Here is a 10,152-nt window from a genome sequence, read left to right as displayed (position 1 = left end):
GTGATGTCGAACGTTGTCGCCCTGCCCTCTCCCTCACAGTCCTACGACGCGAAGACGCTCGCGCTTATCCGCCGGACTGTCGCCGCCGATACCAACGACGACGAGTTCAACCTCTTCGCGCACACCGCGCGCCATTTGAGGCTCGATCCCCTTCGTCGGCAGGTGTTCGCGATCGTCCATAACAAGAGCAACCCGGAGAAAAGGAAGCTCACGATCATCACGGCGATCGATGGTCTGCGTTCGATCGCGGATCGCACGGGCGCATATCGGCCCGATGAGGAAGAGCCGACCTACGATACCGATCCGGCCCTCAAGAGCACGAACAACCCGGCCGGGCTGATCAAGGCCACGGTGCGCGTCTTTAAGCATTCGCACGGAGCTTGGTTCAAGGTGACCGCCTCGGCCTATTGGGAGGAGTATGCTCCCCTGCGGGACGAATGGGCGGAAAACCGGGAGACCGGCCGGCGCGGGCCTACCGGGAACAAGACCCTGGATACCTCCGGCCAGTGGGGGAAGATGCCAAGGCTCATGCTGGCCAAGGTCGCCGAGGCCCTGGCGATCCGCAAGGCATGGCCGGATGACCTGTCCAACGTCTACGTGGCCGAGGAGATCGACCGCACCCGCGTCGTTGACATGCTGCCCTCCGAAGCTGCCGCCGAGGGCGCCGCTCAGGATCGCCTGGAGCGCATCGGAGCCGGCAAGACCATTCTCACCTCGTGGGAGCCCATGGACGCGCTTGAGCCTGTCCCCGTGGGCGTCTTCGCCGATAAGGCCGTCGCGTTCATCCTGAACCACATCGACGAGCCCTCGGCGATCCGAGGCTGGCAGATCCGCAACCGGGAGGGGCTCAAGCAGTTCTGGGCGCACGCCCCCGGCGATGCCCTGGAGGTCAAGAAGGCGATCGAGAAGGCTCTAGCAGCGGACGCCGCAGCGCCATGAACGGCAGCACCCTCTTCCTCACCGCCGACCATGTCCGCGAGCGCGCCGCGACGTGGATTCGAAATGCTCCGCACGGGACGCGTGTCGAGTTTCGCGAGGCCAAGCGATCGGACGAGCAAAACCGGAAGCTGTGGGCCGCTCTGAGCGACGTGTCCCGTCAGGTGGAGTGGTACGGCGCAAGCCTCTCGCCGGACGACTGGAAGGACATCTTCACCGCCTCGCTCCGCAAGGCCCGCGTGGTGCCCGGCATCGACGCCGGAACGGTCGTCCCCCTCGGCATGCGCACATCGGCCATGACGAAGGCAGAGTTCAGCGACCTGTTGGAGCTGATCCACGCATTCGGCGCCGAGCGTGGCGTCGTGTTCGGTGATGGCGAGGGATGAGCCGCCGGGAATTCTCGAAGAAAGTGAAGCGCGATGCATTCGTTCGCGCCGCCGGCCACTGCGAAGGACCGGGCTGCGGTGCGAAGCTGAGCCTCGGGAAATTCGCCTACGACCACGTCAATCCGGACGGCCTCACCGGAGAGCCGACCCTGGAGAACTGCGCCGTCCTTTGTGACCCCTGCCACAAGGAGAAGACCAAGAACGACGTGGCCGACATCGCCCGCGCGAAACGTCGGGAAGACGCCCACCGGGGCATCCGCCCTCCCCCGCAGATCAAGTCTGCCGGATTCCGCCCTGGATCTCCCCGGCGCCGCGCCACCACCCCCATCGACAAACTGAAGATCGGATACAGACCCCATGGACGAGACTGAGACCGACAAGCGCATCGTGGCCGCGCTTGGCACCATCGACCTTGAGCTCGAGGCGGAGGAGTACGAATTCCGGGCGGACGAGGGCGATCACACGCCCACGGACGCCGAGAAGGCGCTCCTGATCGATTTCGGCGCCGGGCTTATGCACGCCGTTCACGACGCGATCCGACCGCTTCTGGCCTCGACGCCGGCCGCACCAAACAGCGACCTCGCGACGGCTCTCGCGCGGCAAATGGTTTGGTCCCGAGAAACGTTCGGCCCCGCCCCGCGCACGAAGGGAACGGTCGCCCATATCAAAAAGGAGCTGAAGGAAATCGAGGCAGATCCGACCGATCTAGTCGAATGGATCGACGTCCTGATACTCGCTCTCGACGGGTACTGGCGCCACGGCGGCAAGCCCCAGGATCTGCCCCGGATGCTCAAGGAGAAGCAGCTCCGCAATTCGCGCCGCCGCTGGCCCGACTGGAGGAAGGTCGCCGAGGACCAAGCCATCGAGCACACCCGCGACGGAGAAGGCGATGCCCTCGCCGCAGCATGATCCGGTGAACCACCCGAGCCACTACACGTCCCATCCGAGCGGTGTTGAAGCCATCACGATCACCCGGCACATGACATTCTGTGTCGGGAACGCGGTGAAGTACCTTTGGCGTGCGGGGCTAAAATCACCCTCCCCGATCGAGGATCTGAGGAAGGCCAGGTTTTACGTGGACGAGGAGATTCGCCGCCTCTCGGAAGGCGCAGGCGCCAATGCGACGCCCGCGCCGGCCGTGGGTAAGCCGGGCTAGCCGAACTTACCGGAGCGTCGGAGTTCCGGGCATGATTCTCACTCGACGTGCCATGATCGCCTCACGGTGATGGGCCTGCATCGGCAGGATTGAGAGGATGCTACCGCCACCGCCCAGGGACGCAAGATGCTGGAATCGCCTTGGGCTCAGGAGCCCGAATCCAGTTGCCCACGGACAAACCCAAGGGAGACTTTCCCGATCGCGGCATCCAGCTTTCTCTCCAGGGTGAGGATGTCCTCGACAGCGAAGAGAAGCGCGGTGGAGACGTCACCACCAGCGGCCTCTTGGTATGCGATGGCCACGTGCTCGGCGTCCGACAGTTCTGCGACCTGAGCAATCTGGGTGGCTTGCATAATCGGAACCTTCATGAGAACGAAAAAAGAACACCGATACGATTCGGACCACGGGATCAAGCAGGCATGACCATCGTTTGGTCCCGCACCTACCCTGCCACCGCGCGTAGCCACGATTTCCTCGCTCACGATGACGGAGCCCTCGTCGGCCGGATCTACCGGATGGACGGAGGGCCGCAGAGCGGTCGATGGTTGTGGTTCGCTAACGGCATTGAGGCGGCCCCCGGAACGGTCGGATGCGCATTGAATGGCGAGCATGCCACGAAGCAGGAGGCGGTCGACGCGGTGAAGATGGCGTGGACGCGGTGGCGCGAGATCCGAAGCAACCATGGGGGCCTTCAGCCTCCACCACAGGAGCGTTGAGCGCCCGTCAACAGGAAGTCTCGAATGGCCCACGGCGCGACGAAAACGACGGCGCGGATCGTCCTCTCCTCATCCCGCGTGCCTTGGGGCTCTCATACGCACTCGATCGGGGGAGGAACGGCAATGGCAATCGGATTGACGGCCAAGGATAAGAAGCGCGCTAAGGCCCTGAAACGCGCGGTGGTCAGGAAAGGACGACCGAGCGAGCCGCCCCAGAACACATCGTCGGCGGGATTCGCGTTCGTCGTAAAGGTCGGCCGCGATCCGAAAAATGCGGCCTGGAGGTACGTCACCCCCGATTACGGTCGATCACTCGGCACCTCATCGGTACCCAGAGCGGTGTTCCCCTCGATCACCCCTACCCTCCACAGCATCTGGAAAGCTGCCGTGATTGACGGTGCCTTCCAGTGGGACGATCCGTTTGTGCAAAGGGATACGCTACGCCTCGTGGAGGTTCACCTGTCCTCGCGCGACGTGACGGAGAGGCTGTTCCCGGACGACGAAGCGTTCGCAGATTCCGTGAAGATGGCCGCGCTGGCGAAGCTCTCCCCGGCGGAAGCGCGCGTCCTCGGGCTGGAGACCGAGTACACCATGCTCCGGATCGTTCAGAGCAATCCGAGCGAGAACGAAACGGAGGAGCTGACCGGCGAAGGGCGTCAGCAGCTTGAAGAGATCGGATTGACCCGGTTGAATTGAGACTGGCATACCATAAGTGGTGCCCCTCTCCGCCCTTACGGCGGCCGGCAGTGAGGAGAATACGGATGGACACACGGTGAACTCGTACGTGGGGGCGATCATGACCTCGATCGCCGTAGTCTACATCGGCTTACTCCTCTTTGCGTTCCTCAGCGATCTGCCTTGGCTGCTCACCCTGTTGGCTTTGCTGGCCGTCTATGGGTTTACCCCCCGGCACTGGTTCAAGTGAGCGAGATCGTCCTGGGGTCGGCACCTATCCTCTGGCGCGCAAGAACTCCAGGAACGCGGCTGCGTCGACCGACCAACTGTCACCTTCGCCAAGCTGCGGCTCCAGCCAGGCCTGGTAAGCGAGGCCACGTGCGAGACACAAACGAGCATAGTTGAAACGAAGGCTATAAGTACCGTCTTTAATAGGAAGGATTTCGCTTACTTTCGTCCCAGGATTGCAGAGAATAATATGAGATAAGCCGGCCCCATGAGGACCAACGATCTCGCGAGCATTTGAAGCTATGAAAAATTGCTGCCATAGGGGCATCCCAGTAAATGTAACGATGTTGAAACCGTTCTCACTGAGTGCGGACTCGACTTGCTTTTCATTTACCAAAGTTCTCCGTTTTGCGTCAGCCCTTGAAATGTAGATTTTGTCATATGGTTCGAGCGAATGCGTTTTCGCAATCGTGTTGGAAATGTGCTTCAGACGGTTGAAAACCGGCGCGACTTGATCCCAGTACATGAGACCCGCGAACCCGATTCGAGGGATAATCAATTTCTCGACGAACGCGGCATCGCCTACATTTGCAACTTGGTCAGAGAGGCCGAGCAACTTCAAAGTTTCTGCTTCGAATGCGGGGGCTTGATCACTTAGTAGAATGTGAAAATCACGGTGATCACCATCACGCATCCATGCGTAGCTCGAAACCCTATCTACGAGCCAATGATATATTCCACGTGTTGCCTTTATTCCAAAAAACGCTTGGGCATGATGCGGTACATCCTGTCTTTTTACACTAGAAATTGGTTTGCCGGATGTCTTAATAATGGCACCATCTTCGCTCCATATTTGACCATAACGATCAACAAAGACATTGTTGAATTCTCTAAGCGAAGGTCGTCTGGCAGCCATAAGAGCATCGCTGGCCTCTGCCATAGCGCTTTGAAACGCGGCGAGATGACGGGGGTGCGTGCGCGGGCTTAGTGCCGCGATGGCAGTACCAAGAGAGCTGGATTTGGAGTTCTTAGCTGAGAATTCCCACGTTGATACCAAAGGTTCTATCGACAGGCCGCCCTTCATGGCCCGCGAAATTGCCTGCTTCATTTCCCCGCGCAGGCCTTCGTCCCTTGTAATGGCTAAAATCTGCCGGACCTGTTTCACAAATGCCGGATCAGCTGCCGCATCCCCGCCTGCCTGGATTGTTCTCCATGCTAGGTCGCAGCGCTTAACAGCGCCGAAGGTGCGCGCGAATGAATACCGATGCGGTTGTTGCCATCTGGAAGACAAGACCAGTTCAGCCGCCTTCTCTAATCCGGCTTCGAAAGACAGTTCATAAGACGCGGCGATGTAGGCCTTTAGAATGTGGTGACTCTGATATAAAAACTCGTCATTTTCACCCCAACTAAGAATTTGTTGCCAGTTTTCGTTGGATGCCGCTTGCCGAGTATCGGCCAGGGTTGCCAACGAACGCTCGTTAACTTTCGCCATTGGAACTATAATCCCGTCTATCGCTTTGATGTCTACGCTAACGCGACGCAGGCGACAATGCTGTAACGATTATGTCCCACAAAGGTTTGCTTTGAGGCGAATAAGGACGGAGATCGCTTTTGACTTGGCTCAATTCTAATAAAAATTTTTCTGGATTTCCCAACGGTAGATTATGTAGATCGCGCAATTCATAGTTCCACCATTGCGACTCTATCAATGCTTCGCGAAGTTCGGGCGGAAATCTATACTTGATGATTTTTCCTGGATTACCTCCAACAATACTATAAGGCGGTACGTCCTTTGTAATAAGGGAGGCTGAAGCGATTACAGATCCATGCCCAATGACAATTCCTCTATTGAGCTTCACATCCGATCCGATCCAGCAATCATGCCCAATCGTAATATTCGTACCTTTCTGTGGTACTGATACTTTTTGGAATTTATCATGGAAATCTTTACCGTCAGATCTTTCAATGTCTTCTATATAAGCATTGACAAACTCTCGATGCGGATTGAAGACTGCGGACGACATGGAAACCGCTTCAATGGGATGACGGAATCCGCCTATAGAAACGCCTGAAGCGATTGAGCAATACCGGCCTATCGACGCATTCGTGTGAAACTTCGACATTACAGACGAAAATGATCCGACCTGAAATATCTTAGCCCCTGCTCCAAATGTAGCGTAGGGCTCCACTATTGCATGTTTGCCAATTTCTAAGAGGGTTCCGGGCTTCCACCTTGCGATATACGGATTCTTAGTATCATTTCGCGCGACTCTGCGTCTGGATTGAAAAATCCGCATTTGATGGAAGAGCTCATTCAAATCTCGGCTGACTTCTACAACCGCCGTGTTTGAGTTCTCAGACTTTATATTAAGCAAAGCCACGACTCCTAGAATAAAATCTACTGGTGACTAATTCGTCTTAAGTTTTGGGTTATCTATCGCTATTCATTAATTTGAAATATAATTCGTCCTCAGCTTCCCAAAGGTTTTCTGCAACGTCTATTCCACAAGGATCCCATCCGTACTCGAACAGGCCATCAATCTTTGCAATTAAATAGTAAAGGCCCTTAAACAGGTAGCAGTAATTTTCTGAGGAATGAGGTCGAACGAATCCTATTAAGTCTCGAGTTTCCTTGTCACTTAACTGACGTCTGGAGTTTTGAAAATCAATGAATTCCACTACTAAACTCCAAATAGGTTCCTGACGCCAAAACTAGCTCCAATACCTAAATTTGCTGCATTTAGATATTTAGTTGTGTCATAATTCGACCTGGTTGTATCGTCAAGGAGTCTATTCACGATTATGTGAGACGTGGCGCATTCGCAACATATTATCGCAAGCGCCATGCAATTGGCCCGATCTAGTATAGTAATTAGCCCCATCACTGATCAGATAGCTTTAGCTTGTAGAAGTCGGGCGGTAATATAACAATCTCATTCCATGTTTTTACACGAGATCCGCGCCAGATAAATATGAATCCGCAGCTCATTCCGATTGTAACCTCGCTCCCCTTCTCAAGTAAGGCCTCGCCGCCTTTGACGATTCTTCCACGAATTTCTTCTATAACTATTGCTTTGCGATGGGGGGGATACGAAAGTTTGAATAGTTCGGGATCGCATGCTCGATATGATTTGGTCAAGCGTCCGTTCCTTAATCAGAGTTGCTTGAGGAATATCGGTACACTCGCTGCCTGAACGAGCGATATGCTCCTCTCAGATTCCGGTATAAACCTTTTGTGATGCAGTGAGCGAGCGTGAATCCAGTCTAAAATGGAGAGGACGCAGCCCAATAAAGGCAGCGGGGTGTGGTGCATTTGGGATCAGCCCATTAGAATGGGCTCCCCTCGACATTGAACCGGATGACCGTCTCGTCGCGCGTCAGCGGCCATAGGTAATGATGGACGAGGTTGCAAGCGTAGACTGGCACCGCGCGGTAGCTGGCGTCTCCCGCCTTGAAATAGCTCGGCACATCCTCGACGAAGGTGATGACGTGCTCGCCCAAGCCGCGCGGTGGGCGCTCGTAGTCGACGTCGGCCAGCCACTTCCGGTGGGTGTGGGCGTCGTAGAGAACGCGGTCGACATGGCCCCGGCAGTCCCGCGTGTAGCGGATCGTCTGCCGAATGATGAGTTTGCCGCCCGGGCGGGCCACTGGTGTCAGCACCTCCGTATTGGTTACGTCCACCGGGATGTGCCGATCGGAAAGCCAGTAGCAGAGCAGGCCGGCAGGTATGATGATGGCCGTGCAGATGAGGCCGAGGCAGACGTACCCGAAGATGCGCAGACCCATCAGCCACCTCTCACGGTCTTGAAGAGATCAAAGCCGCCCTTCGCCAGGGCAATCGCGCCCAGCACTGCGGCTGTTGCTGTCCCGCACACCCACATCAGCACCTTGGCGGCGGTCCGGGACGACGAAACGAACTCGACGACCCCGTCCATGCTCTCAAGCTCCTTCGCGCTTTTGCCAGAAATCCAGTTGACGGTCTCGGGTCGGAGGGCAGGAGCTTCTCGATGCGCTCCACATCAGCCTCGCTGAGTGCGGAGAAAAGCCGCCGGAGGTGCACCGGGAACCGCATGACGCGACGGTCGTCGTCATCGTCCAGATCGTAGGCTCGGCGTATGCCGTCTTCGCCCAGCCCCCGCTCGGGAAGCGGGAGCCGGTCGCGCATTTCGGCGCCAACGGTCTGTGCTGTTGCGATACGGCTCTCACGGAGTTCCTCACGGCTTGGCCTGCACGACTGGTTCATGATGTCTCCGAAGGCTCCGACCGCGTGCGGCGTTGGCCTATGCGACGTGGGAGGCCGCGCGGATCTCCGACAGGCTTGCGAGGGCAGGCACCACGACTGCGTCGACCGTGATGCCTTGATTAAGCTTCAGCATGCGGAACAGCTTGTGCGCGACCTCTTCCGGGCCGCCGGCTTGGTCCATTGCCCAGCTGCTGACCGCGTTCACATCCGCCCGGTTGACCGCGCGCTGGAGCGCGTTGGCGACGACCTCCGCCCCGACCGGCACGGTCACGGTGTTGTCCTTCATCGCGCCGGCCGTGGCGTTTACACCGAAGTCGAACCACTTCCGAACGGTGCGCTCGACCAACGCTTCCGACACCAGCATGCGGACCATGGGATAGGATTTGCCCAGCAGCCCCATGATGACGGCGACGAGCAAGGGCACGAGGATGTCGCCCAGCAGCTGAGACACCGCTACGACATACTCGCCGTAGGGGATCACGACGGCCGGGGTGACGCTCGGCGTGGTGGTGACCTGCGCGAAAGCGGCCATCGGAATGAGGATCGAAACGGCGAGGCAGGCGAACGCCAGCGCCGCGAGCAGAAGCTTGCGGGTCATGATAAGCTCACGATGTGGGAGGGGTGCGCGGCGGGCCCGGCCGGCTCGGGTTAGACCTACGGGAAAGCGTAGGGGTTCAGCGCTTGGAGCCGAAGGTGTCGTCGAGCCAGACGAGGAAGCGGGCCAGCAAGTTTGGCTGAGCGACGACTGCGGGTTCGGCGAGCGGCTTGGTGGCCGGCACGGGCACGGGCGACGGTGCCGGCGGCGTAAGCACGACGGGCGCAGGCGGCACGGCGATGATCGGTGGCACGTCGATCGGCGTCAGCGTCGAGAGCGGCGCGCTGACGGGCTTCGCGTCAGTACTCCGGGCCTTCGGTGCCGCCTTGCTGTAGGGTGTCAGGAACTGGGCCCGCTCAGCGGTGCGTCGGAAGATGATTTCCTCCGGCTTCTTCCACATCATGATTGCCTCGGCGCAGCCGGCGCGGTCGCCCGCGTTAAGGCGGCGGAGGAACGTCGAGCCGGTGAATCCGCCCACGCCGATGTTGAAGGCGATGGAGATCAGCGCGTCCCGCTCGTGGTCCGCCACCGGAACCTTGATAGCAGACAGGATCGGCAGGGCGTGCGAGGCCAGGTCTTCGAGGAAGAACGCATCGGCCTGGGCCTGCGTGATGACCTGGCCGAGCTTCACACCCTTGATGTGGCCGTAGCCGATCGTCGGCACGCCGACGCTGTCGAGGTAGGCCTTCAGCCGTACACCTTCCCGCGATTTGAGCGCGGCAAGGCCAAACGGCGTCATGATGGCAGACGCGCCCATGTTGGTCTCACGATGTCGGTGGTTGCGCGGCGACCGGCCGGCGCGGAAGTGGTAAGTCGCCAGAATGGACCAGCTTCTAAGACTGACGATCATCCTAAGCCGGTGGACGCGACGGCGCTGGACGAAGACAGAGGCCATCGTGGCGCTGACCGTGATCGCTGTCGGATTGACGTTCGCGCTCGTCGAGTGGGCAGGCTACTGGCCTGAGGCTCTGACGGCCACGAAAGTGCGGCGGGCACCGATGCGGTTCTAAGTATTTCTCCACGACAGCGCGCAATGCTATACAAAGCCTGCGGTATTGTGTCGAACCGCACAGGCTTTGTAGGGGAGCATACTAAGGGCGGAGGCTGGGCTGCGGCGATGGATGAAGACGACGAGATTCCATCGGATTTCAGGCTCACATGCTTCGAGATACTTATGCCGGCGGGCGACACAGTCACGGCCTCGATATGGCCCGCCC

At 58.5% G+C, this 10,152-nt stretch carries 14 protein-coding genes; 7 read left to right on the top strand and 7 right to left on the bottom strand.

Going from position 1 to position 10,152, the window contains the following annotated elements:
• The 5 genes from bet to IPV08_RS16140 form a co-directional block, all read left to right on the top strand.
• The coding region (gene bet, locus IPV08_RS16160) for a phage recombination protein Bet (RefSeq protein WP_207412606.1) at positions 1-939 on the top strand (939 nt) is incomplete at its 5' end.
• A complete protein-coding gene (locus tag IPV08_RS16155; protein ID WP_207412605.1) occupies positions 936-1,322 on the top strand; it encodes a recombination protein NinB in 387 nt (128 codons plus the stop codon). The genes bet and IPV08_RS16155, both read left to right, overlap by 4 nt.
• Positions 1,319-1,693 carry an HNH endonuclease signature motif containing protein gene (locus IPV08_RS16150; protein WP_207412604.1) on the top strand — a complete coding sequence of 125 codons (375 nt, stop codon included), beginning with the start codon at positions 1,319-1,321 and terminating at the stop codon, positions 1,691-1,693. Before IPV08_RS16155 ends, IPV08_RS16150 begins: the two co-directional genes overlap by 4 nt.
• 16 nt (positions 1,694-1,709) lie before the next feature.
• Positions 1,710-2,231, top strand: a complete 522-nt coding sequence (locus IPV08_RS25095; RefSeq protein WP_207412603.1) for a dATP/dGTP pyrophosphohydrolase domain-containing protein — start codon at positions 1,710-1,712, stop codon at positions 2,229-2,231.
• The gene (locus IPV08_RS16140; RefSeq protein WP_207412602.1) at positions 2,212-2,478 is read left to right on the top strand and encodes a DUF3310 domain-containing protein; all 267 of its coding nucleotides are present in this window, start codon (positions 2,212-2,214) and stop codon (positions 2,476-2,478) included. Before IPV08_RS25095 ends, IPV08_RS16140 begins: the two co-directional genes overlap by 20 nt.
• Before the next feature lie 146 nt (positions 2,479-2,624).
• Here IPV08_RS16140 and IPV08_RS16135 read toward each other — a convergent pair whose 3' ends face one another.
• Complete coding sequence (locus tag IPV08_RS16135) at positions 2,625-3,161, bottom strand: hypothetical protein (RefSeq protein ID WP_207412601.1); 537 nt, start codon at positions 3,159-3,161, stop codon at positions 2,625-2,627.
• A 57-nt stretch (positions 3,162-3,218) separates the two neighbouring features.
• Here IPV08_RS16135 and IPV08_RS16130 point away from each other — a divergent pair, with 57 nt between their 5' ends.
• Both IPV08_RS16130 and IPV08_RS24955 read left to right on the top strand, forming a co-directional pair.
• Positions 3,219-3,890, top strand: a complete 672-nt coding sequence (locus IPV08_RS16130; protein WP_207412600.1) for a hypothetical protein — start codon at positions 3,219-3,221, stop codon at positions 3,888-3,890.
• Positions 3,891-3,990: 100 nt separating this feature from the next.
• The gene (locus tag IPV08_RS24955) at positions 3,991-4,119 is read left to right on the top strand and encodes a hypothetical protein (protein ID WP_281435348.1); all 129 of its coding nucleotides are present in this window, start codon (positions 3,991-3,993) and stop codon (positions 4,117-4,119) included.
• A gap of 24 nt (positions 4,120-4,143) precedes the next feature.
• Here IPV08_RS24955 and IPV08_RS16125 read toward each other — a convergent pair whose 3' ends face one another.
• The 6 genes from IPV08_RS16125 to IPV08_RS16100 form a co-directional block, all read right to left on the bottom strand.
• A complete protein-coding gene (locus tag IPV08_RS16125) occupies positions 4,144-5,565 on the bottom strand; it encodes a glycosyltransferase family 61 protein (protein ID WP_207412599.1) in 1,422 nt (473 codons plus the stop codon).
• Positions 5,566-5,626: 61 nt separating this feature from the next.
• A complete protein-coding gene (locus IPV08_RS16120) occupies positions 5,627-6,220 on the bottom strand; it encodes a CatB-related O-acetyltransferase (protein ID WP_207412598.1) in 594 nt (197 codons plus the stop codon).
• Positions 6,221-7,424: 1,204 nt separating this feature from the next.
• Positions 7,425-7,883: a hypothetical protein gene (locus tag IPV08_RS16115; RefSeq protein WP_246747985.1), complete on the bottom strand. Its 459-nt coding sequence runs from the start codon at positions 7,881-7,883 to the stop codon at positions 7,425-7,427.
• On the bottom strand, positions 7,883-8,032 hold the full coding sequence (locus IPV08_RS24685) for a hypothetical protein (RefSeq protein WP_246747984.1): 150 nt from the start codon (positions 8,030-8,032) through the stop codon (positions 7,883-7,885). The genes IPV08_RS16115 and IPV08_RS24685 overlap by 1 nt, the downstream gene beginning before the upstream one ends.
• Positions 8,033-8,377: 345 nt before the next feature.
• The gene (locus tag IPV08_RS16105) at positions 8,378-8,938 is read right to left on the bottom strand and encodes a hypothetical protein (RefSeq protein ID WP_207412597.1); all 561 of its coding nucleotides are present in this window, start codon (positions 8,936-8,938) and stop codon (positions 8,378-8,380) included.
• 76 nt (positions 8,939-9,014) lie between these two features.
• Positions 9,015-9,692 (bottom strand): lysozyme, encoded by a 678-nt coding sequence (locus IPV08_RS16100; RefSeq protein WP_207412596.1) that lies wholly within the window; start codon positions 9,690-9,692, stop codon positions 9,015-9,017.
• Between the last annotated feature and the right edge of the window lie 460 nt (positions 9,693-10,152).

Source organism: Methylobacterium sp. SD274 (assembly GCF_017355285.1).
Classification (GTDB): Bacteria; Pseudomonadota; Alphaproteobacteria; order Rhizobiales; family Beijerinckiaceae; genus Methylobacterium.
The sequence above is the reverse complement of the archived record's forward strand: the minus strand, read 5'-3'. Positions and strand labels throughout refer to the sequence as shown.

What these genes read in the sequence shown, in the direction of transcription:
- IPV08_RS16155 (WP_207412605.1), top strand. Translation starts at nt 936, where the DNA reads ATGAACGGCAGCACCCTCTTCCTCACCGCCGACCATGTCCGCGAGCGC.
- IPV08_RS16135 (WP_207412601.1), bottom strand. Translation starts at nt 3,161, where the DNA reads ATGGTTGCTTCGGATCTCGCGCCACCGCGTCCACGCCATCTTCACCGC.
- IPV08_RS16150 (WP_207412604.1), top strand. Translation starts at nt 1,319, where the DNA reads ATGAGCCGCCGGGAATTCTCGAAGAAAGTGAAGCGCGATGCATTCGTT.
- IPV08_RS24685 (WP_246747984.1), bottom strand. Translation starts at nt 8,032, where the DNA reads ATGGACGGGGTCGTCGAGTTCGTTTCGTCGTCCCGGACCGCCGCCAAG.
- IPV08_RS16120 (WP_207412598.1), bottom strand. Translation starts at nt 6,220, where the DNA reads ATGTCGAAGTTTCACACGAATGCGTCGATAGGCCGGTATTGCTCAATC.
- IPV08_RS16100 (WP_207412596.1), bottom strand. Translation starts at nt 9,692, where the DNA reads ATGGGCGCGTCTGCCATCATGACGCCGTTTGGCCTTGCCGCGCTCAAA.
- IPV08_RS16115 (WP_246747985.1), bottom strand. Translation starts at nt 7,883, where the DNA reads ATGGGTCTGCGCATCTTCGGGTACGTCTGCCTCGGCCTCATCTGCACG.
- IPV08_RS16105 (WP_207412597.1), bottom strand. Translation starts at nt 8,938, where the DNA reads ATGACCCGCAAGCTTCTGCTCGCGGCGCTGGCGTTCGCCTGCCTCGCC.
- IPV08_RS16140 (WP_207412602.1), top strand. Translation starts at nt 2,212, where the DNA reads ATGCCCTCGCCGCAGCATGATCCGGTGAACCACCCGAGCCACTACACG.
- IPV08_RS24955 (WP_281435348.1), top strand. Translation starts at nt 3,991, where the DNA reads ATGACCTCGATCGCCGTAGTCTACATCGGCTTACTCCTCTTTGCGTTC.
- IPV08_RS16130 (WP_207412600.1), top strand. Translation starts at nt 3,219, where the DNA reads ATGGCCCACGGCGCGACGAAAACGACGGCGCGGATCGTCCTCTCCTCA.